Annotated in this window: 15 protein-coding genes; 3 read left to right on the forward strand and 12 right to left on the reverse strand. The window is 65.5% G+C overall.

Going from position 1 to position 16414, the window contains the following annotated elements:
• Positions 1-9 precede the first annotated feature (9 nt).
• The 12 genes from ccoG to E1742_RS16410 form a co-directional block, all read right to left on the reverse strand.
• Positions 10-1401 (reverse strand): cytochrome c oxidase accessory protein CcoG, encoded by a 1392-nt coding sequence (ccoG, locus tag E1742_RS16355; RefSeq protein WP_134386044.1) that lies wholly within the window; start codon positions 1399-1401, stop codon positions 10-12.
• A gap of 16 nt (positions 1402-1417) precedes the next feature.
• Positions 1418-2332, reverse strand: coding sequence for a cytochrome-c oxidase, cbb3-type subunit III (gene ccoP, locus E1742_RS16360; RefSeq protein WP_134386045.1), 915 nt, complete (start codon positions 2330-2332; stop codon positions 1418-1420).
• On the reverse strand, positions 2325-2489 hold the full coding sequence (locus E1742_RS16365; RefSeq protein WP_134386046.1) for a cbb3-type cytochrome oxidase subunit 3: 165 nt from the start codon (positions 2487-2489) through the stop codon (positions 2325-2327). Before E1742_RS16365 ends, ccoP begins: the two co-directional genes overlap by 8 nt.
• A gap of 1 nt (position 2490) precedes the next feature.
• Positions 2491-3105: a cytochrome-c oxidase, cbb3-type subunit II gene (gene ccoO, locus E1742_RS16370; protein ID WP_134386047.1), complete on the reverse strand. Its 615-nt coding sequence runs from the start codon at positions 3103-3105 to the stop codon at positions 2491-2493.
• 11 nt (positions 3106-3116) lie between these two features.
• Positions 3117-4538: a cytochrome-c oxidase, cbb3-type subunit I gene (gene ccoN / locus E1742_RS16375; protein ID WP_134386048.1), complete on the reverse strand. Its 1422-nt coding sequence runs from the start codon at positions 4536-4538 to the stop codon at positions 3117-3119.
• A 157-nt stretch (positions 4539-4695) separates the two neighbouring features.
• Positions 4696-4863 carry a cbb3-type cytochrome oxidase assembly protein CcoS gene (ccoS, locus tag E1742_RS16380; protein ID WP_134386049.1) on the reverse strand — a complete coding sequence of 56 codons (168 nt, stop codon included), beginning with the start codon at positions 4861-4863 and terminating at the stop codon, positions 4696-4698.
• 3 nt (positions 4864-4866) lie between these two features.
• The gene (locus tag E1742_RS16385) at positions 4867-7293 is read right to left on the reverse strand and encodes a heavy metal translocating P-type ATPase (protein WP_371860163.1); all 2427 of its coding nucleotides are present in this window, start codon (positions 7291-7293) and stop codon (positions 4867-4869) included.
• A complete protein-coding gene (locus E1742_RS16390; RefSeq protein ID WP_134386051.1) occupies positions 7290-8048 on the reverse strand; it encodes a sulfite exporter TauE/SafE family protein in 759 nt (252 codons plus the stop codon). Before E1742_RS16390 ends, E1742_RS16385 begins: the two co-directional genes overlap by 4 nt.
• 24 nt (positions 8049-8072) lie before the next feature.
• Complete coding sequence (gene hemN / locus E1742_RS16395; protein ID WP_134386052.1) at positions 8073-9515, reverse strand: oxygen-independent coproporphyrinogen III oxidase; 1443 nt, start codon at positions 9513-9515, stop codon at positions 8073-8075.
• Positions 9516-9534: 19 nt separating this feature from the next.
• Positions 9535-11172, reverse strand: coding sequence for a methyl-accepting chemotaxis protein (locus E1742_RS16400; RefSeq protein WP_134386053.1), 1638 nt, complete (start codon positions 11170-11172; stop codon positions 9535-9537).
• 247 nt (positions 11173-11419) lie between these two features.
• A complete protein-coding gene (gene yiaA / locus E1742_RS16405) occupies positions 11420-11848 on the reverse strand; it encodes an inner membrane protein YiaA (RefSeq protein ID WP_134386054.1) in 429 nt (142 codons plus the stop codon).
• 53 nt (positions 11849-11901) lie between these two features.
• Complete coding sequence (locus E1742_RS16410; protein ID WP_134386055.1) at positions 11902-12852, reverse strand: DUF808 domain-containing protein; 951 nt, start codon at positions 12850-12852, stop codon at positions 11902-11904.
• Between the two features lie 128 nt (positions 12853-12980).
• Here E1742_RS16410 and E1742_RS16415 point away from each other — a divergent pair, with 128 nt between their 5' ends.
• The 3 genes from E1742_RS16415 (at position 12981) to E1742_RS16425 (ending at position 16405) form a co-directional block, all read left to right on the forward strand.
• On the forward strand, positions 12981-13619 hold the full coding sequence (locus E1742_RS16415; protein ID WP_134386056.1) for a LysE family transporter: 639 nt from the start codon (positions 12981-12983) through the stop codon (positions 13617-13619).
• 86 nt (positions 13620-13705) lie between these two features.
• Complete coding sequence (locus tag E1742_RS16420; RefSeq protein WP_134386057.1) at positions 13706-15820, forward strand: DUF6600 domain-containing protein; 2115 nt, start codon at positions 13706-13708, stop codon at positions 15818-15820.
• Between the two features lie 309 nt (positions 15821-16129).
• Positions 16130-16405: a DUF493 family protein gene (locus E1742_RS16425; RefSeq protein ID WP_134386058.1), complete on the forward strand. Its 276-nt coding sequence runs from the start codon at positions 16130-16132 to the stop codon at positions 16403-16405.
• The last annotated feature ends 9 nt before the right edge of the window (positions 16406-16414 follow it).

The following is a 16414-nucleotide window of genomic DNA, read 5'->3' on the forward strand; positions in this document are numbered from 1 at the left end:
ATCGTTCTCCTAGCGCGGCACGATGAAGACGGCCGTTTCGCTGACCGTCAGCGCCGGATCGTCCAGAGCGGTCAGTTGTACCGTGATCTTGTTCGAACCGGTCTGCCCGGCACCGTGCGGCGCACGCAGGCGGATCGGCACCGCGCGCGTTTCCGTACCCTCCAGCGTCACTTCATCGGCCGTCGCCAACGCCAGGCCGGGCAGGCCCCGCGCGGCGATGCGGTAACGGTGACCCCGTTCGGAGGTGTTCATGATCTGCAGCCGGTAGACGTTCTCGATCGCGCCACCGTCCACCTCGCGCCCCATCGAGCCGCGGTCGCGGATGACGTCCATCTTCAGTGGCGTGCGCAGCGCCAGCGAGCTTGCCACCGCGAGGACGACGAGCAGCAGCCCGGCGCAGTAGATCAGCACGCGCGGACGCATGGCGTGGCGCCGGATGTCGTGCACCGTCATCCCGTCGACCACGGCCCGGTCGGTGCTGTAGCGGATCAGGCCACGCGGCTGGTTCACCTTGTCCATGACGCTGTCGCAGGCGTCCACGCAGGCAGCGCAGCCGATGCATTCGTACTGCAGGCCGTTGCGGATGTCGATGCCGGTCGGGCACACCTGCACGCACATCGTGCAGTCGATGCAGGAGCCGCCGTTGATGCTCTTGCCCGTGTTCTTCGCCACCTTGCCGCGCGGCTCGCCGCGCTTGCCGTCATACGTCACGATCAGGGTATCGCGGTCGAACATCGAACTCTGGAAACGGGCATAGGGACACATGTACTTGCACACTTGCTCGCGCAGCCAGCCGGCGTTGCCGTAGGTCGCCAGCGCATAGAACAGCACCCAGAACCATTCCCACGGCCCGAACGCCAGCGTGAACGTGGCGGCGCCCAGCAACTTGATTGGCGTGAAGTAGCCGACAAACGTGAAGCCCGTCCACAGGGCGACCACGCCCCACGCCAGGTGCTTCGCCGTCTTTTTCGAATATTTCTTCAGCGACGGCCCCTGCTTCGCCATCGCCATGCGGGCGCTGCGTGGCCCTTCGATCTTCCGCTCGATCCACAGGAATATCTCCGTGTAGACCGTCTGGGGGCAGGAGAAGCCGCACCAGACGCGCCCGGCGATTGCCGTGACGAGGAACAGCAGCCACGCGCAGACGATCAGCAGCGCGGCGAGGTAGATGAAATCCTGTGGCCAGAGCACCAGGCCGAACAGATAGAACTTGCGGGTGACGAGATCGAACAGCACGGCCTGGCGACCGTTCCAGGTCAGCCATGGCAGGCCATAGAAGGTCAGCTGTGTGAGCCAGACGCACAGCCAGCGCAGGCTGGCGTAGCGTCCCCTGGCTTCGCGCGGATAGATCTCCTGCCGCGCTTCGTACATCCGGATGACTTGGGGTTCTGGCGAATTCATGACACGGCTTCGGCTTCTACCTGGATTCGTTCGACAGGCTCCACACGTAGGCGGACAGCACGTGAACCTTCGATTCGCCGAGAAAGTCGCCAAATGCGGGCATGGTATTGTCGCGGCCCTTGCGGATCGTTTCCATGATCGTCTCGGCGCTGCCGCCGTACAGCCAGGTCTTGTCCGACAGATTCGGCGCGCCCAGCGCCTGGTTGCCGATGCCGCCGGCGCCGTGGCAGGCCATGCAGGCGCCGAACTTCGACTTGCCGAACACGCTCTTGATCGGATCCGACGCCGCGCTGCCCGACAGGCTGAGGACATAGTGCGCGACGTTCTCGATGTCCTTGTCCGAACCCAGTGCCGCGCCCATCGGCGGCATCACGCCGTGGCGGCCGTTCATGATCGTCTGCTTGATCGTCTCGGGCGCGCCGCCGTGCAGCCAGTCCTTGTCCGTCAGGTTCGGGAAGCCCTTGTTGCCGCGCGCATCGGAGCCATGGCACTGTGCGCAATAGGTCAGGAACAGGCGCTCGCCGATGGCGTGCGCCTGCGCATCGGCCGCCACGGCTTTCAGGTCCTGCCGGCGGTATTTTTCGAACAGGGGACCATATTCGCTCTCGGCCCTGGCCAGTTCGGCCTTGTATTCCTTGGCTGAATTCCAGCCAAGCTTGCCGGCGTAGGAGCCCAGGCCCGGATACAGGAACAGGTAGGCGATGCCGAACACGATCGTCAGGTAGAACATCCACATCCACCAGCGCGGCATCGGCGTGTTCAGTTCCGTCAGGTCCTCGTCCCATACGTGACCCGTGGTGCCCACGGGGCCATTGTGCCTGGCGACCTTGTATTTCGACTGCGAATACAGCAGCACGGCGCAACCGAGCACGCCCAGCGTTGTCAGCACGACGATGTACAGGTTCCAGAAGTTGTTGGTGAAGTCAGACATCTTGTTTCTCCTCGTCCGCGAACGGCAGTTGCGCGGCTTGTGCGAAGTCGGCCTGCTTGCGCCTGGACCAGGCCCAGGCCCAGATACCGGCAAACGTGATGAACGAAACCACCGTCATGACGCTGCTGGCGCTGTCGAAAATCTGTTCGATTACCATGTCAGTTCCTCGACTTGATCAGCGTGCCCAGACCTTGCAGGTAGGCGATCAGGGCGTCTTCTTCCGTCTTGTCCGCCAGCTCGGCGGGGGCCGCCGCGATCTCTGCCTCCGTGTAGCCGTCACCAAGGCGCTGCAGGGCGCGCAGCCTGGGCACGATGCCCGGCGCGTCCAGCTTCGTCTTCGCCAGCCATGGGTAGCCCGGCATGTTCGATTCCGGCACAACATCACGCGGGTTCCGCAGGTGCGTGCGGTGCCATTCGTCGCTGTAGCGGCCACCCACGCGCGCCAGATCGGGACCCGTGCGCTTGGAACCCCACTGGAACGGGCGGTCGAACACGAACTCGCCGGCCACGGAATAGTGGCCATAACGCTCGGTCTCGGCGCGGAACGGGCGCACCATCTGCGAATGGCAGGCGTAGCAGCCTTCGCGCACGTAGATGTCGCGGCCCGCCAGGCGCAGCGGCGTGTAGTGCGTCAGGCCGGCCACGGGTTCCGTCGTCGATTTCTGGAAGAACAGCGGCACGATTTCCACCGCGCCGCCCACCGACACGACCAGGGTGACGAAGGCGATCAGCAGCCAGGGGTTCTTCTCGATCCACTCATGGGAGAAACTCATCTCATTTCTCCTTACGCAGCCTTCAGTTGCGGGATCGCCGCCACCGGGGTTTCACGGCCGCGCAGGGTCATGAAGGTGTTGTAGCCCATGATCAGCATGCCGGTCAGGTACATCGCACCGCCGACGAAACGCACCACGTAATACGGATACGTTGCCTTGACGCTTTCGACGAACGTGTACGTCAGCGTGCCGTCCGGGTTCACGGCGCGCCACATCAGGCCCTGCATGACACCGGCGATCCACATGGCGGCGATGTACAGGACGATGCCGATGGTGGCGACCCAGAAGTGCAGGTCGATCAGGCCGGTGCTGTACATCCTGGTGCGGCCGGCCAGGCGTGGCAGCAGGTAGTAGATGGAACCCATCGTGATGAAGCCCACCCAGCCCAGCGCGCCGCCATGGACGTGGGCGATGCCCCAGTCGGTGTAGTGCGAGAGCGAATTGACGGTCTTGATCGACATCATCGGACCTTCGAACGTGGCCATGCCGTAGAACGACAGCGAGACGATCATCAGTTTGAGGATCGGGTCCGTGCGCAGCTTGTGCCATGCGCCCGACAGGGTCATGATCCCGTTGATCATGCCGCCCCACGACGGTGCCAGCAGGATCAGCGAGAACACCATGCCCAGCGACTGCGTCCAGTCAGGCAGTGCCGTGTAGTGCAGATGGTGCGGACCGGCCCACATGTAGGTGAAGATCAGCGCCCAGAAGTGCACGATCGACAGGCGATACGAATACACGGGACGCTCGGCCTGTTTGGGAATGAAGTAGTACACCATGCCCAGGTAGCCTGCGGTGAGGATGAAGCCTACCGCGTTGTGCCCGTACCACCACTGGATCATCGCGTCCTGCACGCCGGTGTACATCGAATACGATTTCGTCATCGATGCCGGCATGCTCATGCCGTTCACCACGTGCAGGATCGTCACGGCCAGGATGTAGCCGCCGAAGAACCAGTTGGCCACGTAGATGTGCTTGACCCTGCGCTTGACGATCGTGCCGAAGAAGACGATGGCGTAGGCGATCCAGACAATGGCGATGAGGATCGTGATCGGCCATTCCAGCTCGGCGTACTCCTTGCCGCGCGTAAGGCCCATCGGCAGCGTGATGACGGCCGAGAGGATGACGGCCTGCCAGCCCCAGAACGTGAAGGCGGCCAGCTTGTCCGAAAACAGGCGCACCTGGCAGGTGCGCTGCACCACGTAATACGACGTCGCGAACAGGCCGCTGATGCCGAAGGCGAAGATGACGCCATTGGTGTGCAGCGGGCGCAGGCGGCCATACGTCAGCCAGGGAATGTCAAAGTTCAGTGCGGGCCACGCTAGCTGCGCGGCGATGATCACGCCGACCAGCATGCCGACGATGCCCCACACCACGGTCGCAATCGCGAACTGCTTCACGACCTTGTAGTTGTAGTTCAGTTGTTGTGCCATTTGAGGACCCTGAGAACACTGTCGTTAGATGTGCCTCAAGGTTACGCAAGCGGACTACCAAAAACTTTGATGTGGATCAAAAATTGCCAGGACGAACTAATGCTGCCAAAAATCCGTTGTGGCAGGTGGTGCCGGCACCGCAGAAAGCCTTACGGCATCAGGGCTGGTTCTTTTTGCCTAGGTCGGCGTCGGCGTCGTGCAGGATGCGCAGCGCGGGGCCTTCAAGATCCTCGAACTGGCCGTCGTCGGAGGCCTTGAAAAAGACCCACAGCGCGCCGAAGACAAGGGCGATGCTCAAGGGGACCAGAAGATACAGCGATTCCATGACTTACCTCGCGCGCAGGCGCAGTGCGTTGACAACGACGACGGCGGAACTGACCGCCATGCCGACGCCGGACAGCCATGGCCCCAGCAGCCCGAAGGCCGCGGCGGGAATGGCAATGACGTTATAGACAGTGGCCCACGCCAGGTTCTGGCGGATCACGCGCATCGTCGCGCGAGCCGTGGTGGCCGTTGTCGCAATCATGCGCAACTGACCATGCAGCAGCACCGTGTCGGCATGCACTTGTGCCAGCGCGGCACCGGAGCCCATGGCGAACGACACGTCGGCGGCGCTCAGTACCGCCGCATCGTTGATGCCGTCACCGACCATGGCGACCACCGCGCCGGCGGCCTGCAACCGCTGCACGTACGCCAGCTTGTGTTCGGGCAGGCAGTCGCCCAGCGCGCTGTCGATGCCCAGCCGGCGCGCCATACGATCGGCCAATGCCTGCCGGTCGCCACTGAGCAGCACCACCTGCTTGCCTTGCGCCCTGAAGTGCTCGACCGTCTGTCGCGCGTCCGGGCGCAAGCTGTCGCCGATGGCGAAGCACGCCAGCCAGCGACCCTGCGTTGCCAGCCACACCGCCGTGGCATCGTCGGTCGGGCAACTCTCCGGCGGTGGCCCACCCGCCAGCACTGCGGCAAAGCCAGCGTTGCCAAGCCGGTAGCGCTGGCCGGCTATCGTGCCTTCCAGCCCATGGCCCGGCAGCTCAAGTAAATCGTCCGCATGCCAGGCGACGAGGCGCGGCAGCTCCGCGGCATAGGCGGCGATCGCCCGGCCAAGCGGGTGCAGGCTGCCTGCTTCCAGCGCGGCGGCAATCTGCGCCGCCATGTTGGTGTCCATGCCACTTACCGTCGATACCGACTGCACGGCGGGCTTCCCGGCCGTGAGCGTGCCGGTCTTGTCGAAGACGACGTGCGTGGCACGGTGCAGCGTTTCCAGCACGTGCGGCTGCACCACGAGAATGCCTTTGGACAGCAGGCCGCCCGTGGCGGCGGCCAGCGCGGACGGTGTCGCCAGCGACAGCGCGCACGGGCACGATACGACCAGCACCGCGATGGCGGCGGGCCATGCGCGCGAGGGATCGATGAAGCACCAGGCGACAAAGGTCGCGATGGCGAACAGCAGCAACGCCAGCACGAAGTGCGACGCGGCGCGGTCGGCCCACTGCGCGATGCGCGGCTTGGCGGCACCGGCGCGCTCCACCAGTTTTAATAGTCCGGACAACGTGCTGCCGGCAACAGGCTTTGTCACGCGCAGCACGACGGCGGCGCTGGTATTGACGGCGCCACCGGGCACGCTGTCGCCCGGACCCTTCGGCTGTGGCGCGCTTTCTCCCGTCAGCAGCGCCAGGTCGACGGACGTGTGCCCTTCGGCGATGATGCCGTCCGCGGCAAACGCTTCGCCGGCACGCACGGCGATATGGTCGCCCGCCACCAATGCGGCGGCCGGCACGACAGCAGTGTCGCGCGCCGGCCAGGCACTCAGGCGGCTCGCCGAGTCGGGCAGCGCATGCTGCATGCGCGCCAGCGCCCCGGCAGCCCTGCGCCGCGCCTGCAATTCAAGATAACGGCTCGCCAGCAGCAGGAAAATGAACATCGTGACGGAATCGAAATACACGTCGCCGCTGCCGCGCCACGTGGCGACCACGCTGCCGAGGAAGGCGGCGGCGATGCCCAGCGCGACCGGCACGTCCATGCCCGGCACGCGGGCGCGCAGGCTGGCCAGCGCGCCGGCAAAGAACGGCTGCGCGGAGTAGACGACGGCCGGCAACGTCAGCAGCAGGCTGGCCCAGCGCATCAGCGCCGCCATCTCCGTGTCCAGCGTGCCGTCGTCGGCCAGGTACGCCGGCGCGACGTACATCATCACCTGCATCATCGACAGGCCGGCCACGAACAGCTGCCGGCCCAGCGTGAGGCCGGTCTTGCGCAGCTGCTCCGTATGGCGTGCGGCGTCGTACGGGAAGGCGGTGTAACCGATGGAACGCAACGCCTGCAGCAGGTCCGATAGTTTGACGTCGCTTGTCCAGCGTACTGTCAGCCGTTCGGTGGCGACGTTCATGCCGGCGGCCGTGACGCCGGCAATGCCGAGCAGGCGGTGTTCGATCAGCCACACGCAGGCGGCGCAGCGGATGCCTTCGACCAGCAGCACGGCTTCGGCCTCGTCGCGCTCATCGACGGTGAAGCGGGGATCGCTGTCGTACAGGCGCAGTTCCGGCGGCACCAGATCGGCCGCGTCGGCGGTGGCGGCAAAGCCGGTGCGCTCGCGGTAGTAGCTGGTCTGGCCGATATCGACGATGGTGCGCGCCACCGCTTCGCAGCCGGGGCAGCACATGGCGCGTTTGACGCCGTCGATCGCCACGTGCCACGACGCATCCGCCGGCACGGGCAAGCCGCAGTGGTAGCAGGACAGCGGTTGCAGGACGGCGTTCACGGCATCCCCACGCATAATGCATCGAGCCAGCCGTGCTGCAGGCCGCCGGCATAGCGGGCGATGCCCAGCATGCCGAATGCCAGCACGAGCAGGCCGCAGGCGGTACGCGCGCCACGCCGCTGCAGCGCGGCGCGCAGGCGCGCGCCGGCCAGTCCCAGAGCCAGCAGCAGTGGCAAGGTGCCGGCGCCAAAGGCCAGCATGACGGCGGCGCCACCGGCGGCGGACCCGGACAGCATGGCCGTCAGCAGCACGCTGTAGACCATCCCGCACGGCACCCAGCCCCACAGGCCACCGAGGGCGAACGCCTTGGGCAGCGTGTCCATCGGCAGCAGGTATTTCAGCAGCGGCAGGATACGGCGCCACAGAACATTCCCGGCAGCCTCCACGTACGTCAGCCCGCGCCACAGGTCCATCAGATATAGTCCCAGCGCGACCAGCATGACGTTCGCCAGCAGATAGGCCAATCCCTGCCAGTGGGCGATGCGGGCAAGGCCGGCGGCACCGCTGGCCATGCCCGCCGCCAGTGCGCCCGCGACCATGTAGCTGCCGATACGCCCGGCGTTATAGGCCAGCACGCGCAGGAGCGCCTCGCCCGCTGGCGCCAGCGGCAGCGCGCCCGCGTTCCCCGGCACGATCGGGATCACGCGACGCTGCGCCACGCCACTCAACGCGCCGACGATACCGCCGCACATGCCGACGCAATGCACGCTGCCGGCCAGGCCGACGGCGAATACGGGAAGCAGGTTGAGGGACATGACGCCTGGGTTTCCGCCAAGGACTCAGATGGTTTTCGAGTAGCGCAGCGGCTGCGGCTGCGACAGATTCGACGCCTGCAGGCGCGACTCGCGCAAGTGGCGGTCGAATACCATGCAGATATTGCGGATCGTCAGGCGCCCCTTCGCCGTGACGGTGACCCAGTCGTCTTCCATCGTCAGCAGGCCGTCGTCGACGAATTCGGCCAGCTGCGCCAGCTCTTCCCGGAAGTAGTCGCGGAAACGCACCGGCCAGCCTTGCTCGATGGAGCTGACCGACAGCTCGAAGTTGCACATCAGCCGGCCGATGATGAGGCGGCGCAGGAGGTCGTCGTGATCCAGCTTGTAGCCGCGGGCGATGGGCAGTTTACCCTCGTCCAGCCGGGCATAGTATTCGTCCAGCGTTTTCTCGTTCTGGCTGTAGGTGGCGTTGACGGCGCTGATGGCCGAAACACCGACGGCCACCAGGTCCATCTCCGCATGCGTCGAGTAGCCCTGGAAGTTGCGGTGCAGGCGGCCCTGGCGTTGCGCCACGGCCAGGTCGTCTTCCGGCTTGGCGAAATGGTCCATGCCGATATAGACGTAGCCGGCGGCCGTCAGCCGGCTGATGCACAGTGCCAGCATTTCAAGCTTCACCTCCGGCGTCGGCAAGTCGGCGTCAAGGATGCGCCGCTGCGGCTTGAACAGGTGCGGCATGTGCGCGTAGTTGTACAGCGCGATGCGGTCGGGATTGGCGACGATCACTTTCGACAGCGTCTGCTCCACCGTCGCCATCGTCTGTTTCGGCAGGCCGTAAATCAGGTCGATGCTGATGGAGCGGAAGCCCGCGTCACGGGCTGCGTTCATGATGGCGATGGTGTCCTCGGCCGGCTGGATGCGGTTGACGGCCTTCTGCACGTCGGGATCGAAATCCTGCACGCCGAGACTGAGGCGGTTGAAGCCCTGCGTGCGCAGCGACCGCACACGCGCCGCATCCACCGTGCGCGGATCGATCTCGATGGAATACTCGCCTTCCGAGTCCGGCGCGAACACGAAGTTGCGGCGCAGGTGCGCCATCAGCTCCTCCATCTGGCGGTCGCCGAAATAGGTGGGCGTGCCGCCGCCGAGGTGCAGCTGCTCGAGCCGGTTGATACCGGCGAACAGCTTGCCCTGCATGTCGATCTCCTGCTTCAGGTAGGCCAGGTATGTGATGGCCTTGCTGCGATCCCTGGTGCCGATCTTGTTGCAGGCGCAGTAGTAGCAGACGGTGTCGCAGAACGGCACGTGCACGTAAGCCGACAGGGGCCGCCGCCCGCCGCGCATTTTCAGCCCCGCCTGCGCTTCCAGGAAGCTGCCGTAGCCGAAGCCCGGCGTGAAGCGGTCGGCCGTCGGATAGGACGTGTAGCGCGGGCCGGACGTGGTCAGCTTCGCGATGACGTTGGCGTCGAACTGCACCGCAGCGGGGGAAAATTTGTGGTCAGGGGCGTTCATGATCGCTCTTCATTATTGGTCAGGCAGCCAGCCGTTTGATATCCCGGGCCGAAAGATGGCGCGCCGGCGCGGCGGCGCGCGGTTGGTGTTTGCCGAAATTGAACAGGCTGACCGCCTGCGTCAGGCCGTTTGCTTCCTCGGCCAGGCTGCCGGCCGCCGCAGCGGCTTCCTCGACCAGGGCCGCGTTCTGCTGCGTCACCTGGTCCATGTGGGCAATCGCCTTGTTGACTTGGTCGACACCAACGCTCTGCTCGCGCGAGGCGATCGAGATCTCCTGCATGATGCTGGTCACCTGCTTGACCGATGTGACCACCTGCTCCATCGTCGCGCCGGCACGGTGGGCCCGCTCCATGCCGGCGCCCACTTTCGCCACCGACGCGTCGATCAGGTGCTTGATGTCCTTGGCGGCGGCCGAGGAACGCTGTGCCAGGTTGCGCACCTCGCCCGCCACCACGGCAAAGCCGCGGCCCTGCTCGCCGGCGCGCGCCGCCTCGACGGCCGCGTTCAGCGCCAGGATGTTGGTCTGGAAGGCGATGCCTTCGATCAGCCCGATGATGTCGACGATCCGCTTCGACGAGCTGTTGATTTCAATCATCGTGGCGATCACCTCGGAGACGATGGCGCCCCCCTGCACCGCCACGTCCGACGCCGCCACTGCCAGAGAATTCGCCTGCAGCGAGTTGTCTGCGTTTGCCTTGACAGTGGACGAGAACTCGTCGACCGACGATGCCGTCTCTTCCAGGCTGGCCGCCTGCGCTTCCGTGCGGCCGGACAGGTCGGCATTGCCGGCGGCGATCTGACGCGTAGCGACGGCCATCGTTTCGACGTTGAGGCGCACGTCGCGGATGGTGGCGATCAGGTTGTTGTTCATCTGTTCCAGTGCGCGCAGCAACTGGCCTGCTTCGTCCGTACTGTCGGTGGCGAAGCTGCCGGACAGGTCGCCCGCAGCGATGCGGCGGGCGCCATCGACGGCGCGCGCAAGCGGGTGCAGCATGCCGACCCGCAGCGTGTACCACAGGAAGACGTTGATCAGAAGGCCAATAAAGGTGGCGCCGAAGATCCCGTAGCGGACGGCGCCCGTGGTACTTTCGGCGAACAGGCTGGCGATGCAGACACCCAGCAGCAGCGTATTGACGATGCTGGTAGAAAGCCAGATGCGCATCGCCAGCGACACGTGCGACAGGCGCGCCAGCAGATGCGGCAGGCCGCGGCGGATGATCTGGCCGTTGCGGATCTCGATGTCGTTGCGGCCTTCGGCGAGCGCGCGGTAGGCGGCGACGGCGGCTTTGACCTGGTCGCGGTCGGCGCGGGTGCGCACCGACATGTAGCCGACCGTGCGGCCGGCTTCCTTGATCGGCGTGACGTTGGCCTTGACCCAGTAATGGTCGCCATTCTTGCAGCGGTTCTTGACAAGACCGGTCCACGGGGTGCCTGCGCGGATCGACCGCCACAGGTCGGCAAACGCCTGCGGCGGCATGTCGGGATGGCGCACGATGTTCTGCGGCGCGCCGATCAGTTCCTCTTCCGTGAAACCGCTGATCTGAAGGAAGTACGGATTGACGTACACGATATTACCGTCCAGGTCCGTTTTCGAGACAATCGCCCCGTCCGGGTCCAGCGTCACCTCCCGGTCGGTGACGGGCAGATTCTTGCGCATTCGGTTAACTCCTAAGCCTGTTGTTTGGGCGGCGCCTTCAAAGGCGCTCTGTCCTGATGATTTCTGGGTGGCAATGCGCCACGGAAACCAGTTTAGGGAGGGCAACAGGCAAAATCCTTGATTTAGATCAAAATTCCAAGGATGGGAGGGAGCGAGGGGGGCGATGCGGGGAAGAAGCATCGCGGCGCTGCATGGCCGCGATGTCGGAAGGGATTTTGCGGCCGTCGCGAGGCGGCGGCCCGAGCGATTACAGCGCTTCGGCGACGCTTGTCGATTTGTCGCGGCCAGCGGCGGCAACATCGCGCACGTTCTTCTGGACGGCGACGGCAGCGAACAGGCTCAGCGTGTACGACATGGCATAAAAGCCTTTTTCACTCAGCGCCAGCGTCGCATTGAACAGCCCCACGCCCAGCAAGGCCAAGGCGGACAGCGTGGCGATCCAGCACAGTCCGAAGTACATCGACGTGACCGGCGTGCCTTCAATGCGGTCGCGCACGGATTTTTGCAGGGAGATCGCGCCGAACAGGCCGTACAACAGCACGGTCAGGTAGTAGCCTTTTTCGTTCAGTGGCATGGTGGCGTTCCACAGCCCGACAAGGTAGGCAACGGCGCCGATCAGCATGGCCAGCCAGGCGGCGCCGACAAAGGCGGCGGTAGGACGTTGTACGTTTTGCATGGGGTCTCCAGAAGGGGCACGGCAAGCCGCCGCGCCCGCATCATAGCAAAACGTTAAGCCTTGGTCTTGAATTTGCGCAACAACTTACCAGCGGCGGCAACAACGGCCAGCACCACCGCGCCCGTCAGCACACCCACGACGATGTCGGCCACGTGCGGTGTCAGCCATGCCAGCACGGGGCCGGCGCCGCCCATCGTCTGCGCGGACTCGGCGGCGTGGTGGATAACGTCGTGCAGGAAAGGCATGCCGTGCGTGAGAATGCCGCCACCGACCATGAACATGGCAACCGTACCCAGCACGGACAGCAGTTTCATCAATTGCGGCGCGGCGGCCAGCAGGAAGCGGCCAAAGCCGCGCACCAGGCCCATGCCGCCGCCGGCGCGCTGGCTCAGATACAAACCGGCATCATCCATCTTGACGATGCCGGCAACGATGCCGTACACGCCGACCGTCATCACGGCGGCGATGCTGACCAGCACGGCGACCTGCTGGCTGAACGGGGCCTGCGATACCGTGCCCAGCGCGATGACGATGATTTCGGCGGACAGGATAAAGTCGGTGCGGATGGCGCCCTTGATCTTTTCCTTTTCCAGCGCGCACAGGTCGACTTCCGGATTGGCAACGGCGGCCACGAGCTCGGCATGGTGCTGCGCGTCTTCTTCCTTGCTGTGCAGGAATTTGTGTGCCAGCTTTTCAAAACCCTCGAAGCACAGGTAAGCGCCACCGATCATCAAGAGCGGCGTCACGGCCCATGGCGCGAAGGCACTGATGGCCAGTGCGGCGGGAACAAGGATCGCCTTGTTTTTCATGGAGCCGATGGCGACGGCCCAGACGACGGGCAATTCGCGGTCCGCCTTGACGCCGGAGACCTGCTGGGCATTCAGCGCCAGATCGTCCCCCAGCACGCCGGCGGTTTTTTTCGCGGCCACCTTGCTCATGGCGGCTACGTCGTCGAGAATGGTGGCAATATCGTCGATCAGGGCAAGCAGACTGGTTCCGGCCATTGAGGCTCTCTCTAGGGAAGTGGTTGAAGCGGGAATCTTACCTTACCGGCGCAGCCTGGAGCGCCGGAACCGCACGCATGTCGCTCCTTGTTCTCGCTACAACTGTTGTTTTCGCACGGGATTTATCCATGAGTTTTGCCACCTGGCTCGGTTTTGCCATCTCCGCCATCATTATTGCCGTCTCTCCCGGCTCGGGCGCCGTATTGTCGATGTCGCACGGCTTGTCGTATGGCGTGCGCAAGGCCAGCGCGACCGTGATGGGACTCCAGCTGGGCCTGCTGCTGGTGCTGTTTATCGCGGGCGCCGGCGTGGGTTCGCTGCTGCTGGCTTCGGAACTGGCGTTCAATGTCGTCAAGACGGTCGGGGCGCTGTACCTGATCTGGCTCGGGCTGTCGCAGTGGCGTGCCAAAGTACAGGACGATGCCGGGCTGGACGTCACGCGGCAGGCGGTCTTGCCGTCCACACGCCGCCGCGTGCTGACGGGCTTTCTGACCAACGCCACCAATCCCAAGGGCATCATCTTCATGGTCGCCGTGCTGCCGCAGTTCATTACGCAAAGCCAGCCCGTGCTGCCTCAACTGCTGATCCTGGCGGTAACGATGGTAGCGATCGACATGACCGTCATGCATGGCTACGCGCTGCTGGCGTCGACGATGCAGGGCTATTTCCGCGACGCTCGCGCCATGCGCACGCAGAACCGCGTGTTTGGCGGGCTGCTGATGGCGGTCGGTACGGCGCTGTTTTTCGTCAAGCGCGGCCACGCGTAATCGTTACACTGGCCTGAAAGAATTGTAACGGCGGTAGACGCCCGGCCGCGTTGGACGTTAATACCAGATAACGCTCCGGAGACATCATGCCCCGCAAGATCCTGCATTTCATGCTGCTGGCCGCACTCGTGGCCGTTTCGTCACTGGCGCTGGCCGATCCCCCTGCCCGCGTCGGACGCATCGCCGTTGCCGAAGGCAGTGTCACCGTGCGCACGCCGGACGGTACCGAATCGGGCTCGCTGCTGAACTGGCCCGTCAGTACCGACCACCACGTGACGACGGCCGCGGGCGCCCGTGCCGAAGTGCGCGTCGGCTCGGCCGCCATCCGCCTGGACGGCGACAGCGACCTGGAATTCGAACAGCTGGACGACGACGTCATGCGCCTGCGCCTGCATTACGGCACGGCCAGTATACGCTTGCGTAGTGCCGAAATGCTGGGCGGCTTTGAGCTCAATACGCCGCAGGTGCGTGTGCTGCTGACGGAGCCGGGCCTTGTCAGGGTCGAAGCGGAGCGCACGCCGGACACGACGCTTGTCTCGGCGCTTCAGGGCACGGCCCAGGTCGAGGGTGCGGGCACGTCGCTGACGCTGCGCGCCGGCAAGCGCGCCGAGGTGCGCGACGACGATATCGCCACGTCCGTTGTCCGGAGCGACGGTTTCGATGCGTGGGTGCAGAACCGCGAGCGCCGCGAGGAAGCCGCTGTCGCCAGCCGCTACGTCCCGGCCGACGTGACGGGCTACGAAGAGCTGGACCGCCACGGCAGCTGGACCGTCAGCAACGACTATGGTCCGCTGTGGGCGCCGCGCAGCGTGCCGGCCGATTGGGCGCCGTACCGCGATGGCCGCTGGACGTGGCTGTCGCCGTGGGGCTGGACCTGGGTCGACAACGCGCCCTGGGGCTATGCGCCAAGCCACTATGGCCGCTGGGTGTTGGTCAACCGGCGCTGGTGCTGGGCGCCGGGCCGGCATACGGTACGTCCCGTGTGGGCGCCGGCACTGGTGGGCTGGGTGGGCGGCGCCGGCTGGGCCGTCAATTTCAACAACCGCCACCGCGGGCCGGGGATGGGCTGGTATCCGCTGTCGCCGCGCGACCGCTTCGTGCCGCACTACCGCGTCTCGCCGGACCACGAACACCGGCTGGGCTGGCGCTATGGTCCCGACAAGCGATTGCGCCCCACGCCGGATGGCCGCCGCGACGGCCTGACGGTCATCCCGCGCGAGCGCTTCGAAGGGCGCCGCACGGTGGCGCTGAACGACGTGCCCCGCGCCACCGTCTTCCCGAACAATATCCGCACGCTGCCGCCAGGCGTTCCCGTGACGCCTGCCGGCATCAGCGCGCGCCCGGGCGACCGTAACGCCGACGGTATCGCCGACCGGCTGCAGCGCGACCGTAACCACGACGGCATCGCCGATCGTCTGCAAACGCCAGACCGCAACCGCGACGGCATCGCCGACCGTCTGCAAACGCCGGACCGCAACCGCGACGGCATCGCCGACGGCATGCAGCCGCGTCCGCGCACCGGCACGGACCGCGTGATCACGACAGACCGCCTGCCGGAACGTAACCGCGACGGGTTTGTCGACCGCCAGCCGCGCGACCGCAACCTGGATGGCGTGCCGGACCGCGTCCAGCGCGACCGCAATGGCGACGGCATCGCCGATGGCCTGCAACGCGACCGCAACGGCGACGGCATCGCCGACCGGCTGCAGCGTGACCGCAACCACGATGGCATTGCGGACCATGCGCAAGGGCTGCCGGATCGCCGCGCCGACCGCAATGGCGACGGTATCGACGATCGCGCCCAGGGGTTTGTCAGTTCGACCATGCCGTCTCCACCGCCGCGCGTTTCCCTGCCGGGCCAGCTGAACGTGCCGCACGCGGCATCGGTGGAGCAACAGGCCGAGATGCGACGCCGTTTGCTGGAGGAGCAGTCGTCGCGCCGGCGTGAGGCACTCGAACATCGGCGACTGGATACCCCGCGTCCGCCACCGATCGCGACGGCGCCCGCGACGCGTCCCGTCTTTACGCCGGCGCCGCCGCCTGCGCCGATGCCCGTCGCGCCAAGGCCTCCTGCGCCGCCACCAATCGCGCCACCACCGCCCGCGCCGTCGCCCATGGCGCAGCCGCCGGCGGCGCCGCCGCAGAACCAGGCGCCCCGCGTGCCCCGCCAGCCGCGCATGGACATTGTGCGCGAGCGCTGAGCCGCCCATTCAAGCTGCGATATATGCCGCTCGTGCCCGCTTTCACGCAGCCTGTCAGAAAGCGGTAGCGACCGGCCCTTACCCGCCCTACAGTTCAAGGTACGGGAATACGGGTACGACAGGACTGGCGCACGGTCCGCAGCCCAGGGGTTCTCGAGACGGTACCATCGTCCCGACTATTCCGTTATCACGAATAGTTTTCAGCCAGCCTTCGGGCTGGCTTTTTTTTGTCCCGTCCCCATCTTGGCTACAATACCGGGTGGCGATAAGCCGCCTTTTGCTCATTTGCTCATCAAGATTGGAACCATCATGGCTGCGAACCCTCCGAAAGAGTCCCTCATCGAATACCCGAGCGACTTCCCGATCAAGGTGATGGGCCCTACACACGAAGCCTTTACCGCGACGATCGTCGACGTCATCGTCAAGCACGACCCTACTTTCCATCATGGCAAGGTGGAGGCACGGCCTTCGTCGGGCGGCAACTACACGGGCCTGACGGTCACGGTGCGCGCCACCAGCCGCGAACAGCTGGACGCGCTGTACTCCGAGCTGTCCGGCCACCCGATGGTCAAGATCGTCCTGTAAGCGACCCGC

The sequence above is a fragment of the Pseudoduganella plicata genome, from assembly GCF_004421005.1.
Classification (GTDB): domain Bacteria; phylum Pseudomonadota; class Gammaproteobacteria; order Burkholderiales; family Burkholderiaceae_D; genus Rugamonas; species Rugamonas plicata.

Excerpts from the sequence above, each read along its gene's own strand:
- ccoG (WP_134386044.1), bottom strand. The coding sequence starts at position 1,401 with ATGAATTCGCCAGAACCCCAAGTCATCCGGATGTACGAAGCGCGGCAG.
- ccoP (WP_134386045.1), bottom strand. The coding sequence starts at position 2,332 with ATGTCTGACTTCACCAACAACTTCTGGAACCTGTACATCGTCGTGCTG.
- E1742_RS16365 (WP_134386046.1), bottom strand. The coding sequence starts at position 2,489 with ATGGTAATCGAACAGATTTTCGACAGCGCCAGCAGCGTCATGACGGTG.
- ccoO (WP_134386047.1), bottom strand. The coding sequence starts at position 3,105 with ATGAGTTTCTCCCATGAGTGGATCGAGAAGAACCCCTGGCTGCTGATC.
- ccoN (WP_134386048.1), bottom strand. The coding sequence starts at position 4,538 with ATGGCACAACAACTGAACTACAACTACAAGGTCGTGAAGCAGTTCGCG.
- ccoS (WP_134386049.1), bottom strand. The coding sequence starts at position 4,863 with ATGGAATCGCTGTATCTTCTGGTCCCCTTGAGCATCGCCCTTGTCTTC.
- E1742_RS16390 (WP_134386051.1), bottom strand. The coding sequence starts at position 8,048 with ATGTCCCTCAACCTGCTTCCCGTATTCGCCGTCGGCCTGGCCGGCAGC.
- hemN (WP_134386052.1), bottom strand. The coding sequence starts at position 9,515 with ATGAACGCCCCTGACCACAAATTTTCCCCCGCTGCGGTGCAGTTCGAC.
- E1742_RS16400 (WP_134386053.1), bottom strand. The coding sequence starts at position 11,172 with ATGCGCAAGAATCTGCCCGTCACCGACCGGGAGGTGACGCTGGACCCG.
- yiaA (WP_134386054.1), bottom strand. The coding sequence starts at position 11,848 with ATGCAAAACGTACAACGTCCTACCGCCGCCTTTGTCGGCGCCGCCTGG.
- E1742_RS16410 (WP_134386055.1), bottom strand. The coding sequence starts at position 12,852 with ATGGCCGGAACCAGTCTGCTTGCCCTGATCGACGATATTGCCACCATT.
- E1742_RS16415 (WP_134386056.1), top strand. The coding sequence starts at position 12,981 with ATGAGTTTTGCCACCTGGCTCGGTTTTGCCATCTCCGCCATCATTATT.
- E1742_RS16420 (WP_134386057.1), top strand. The coding sequence starts at position 13,706 with ATGCCCCGCAAGATCCTGCATTTCATGCTGCTGGCCGCACTCGTGGCC.
- E1742_RS16425 (WP_134386058.1), top strand. The coding sequence starts at position 16,130 with ATGGCTGCGAACCCTCCGAAAGAGTCCCTCATCGAATACCCGAGCGAC.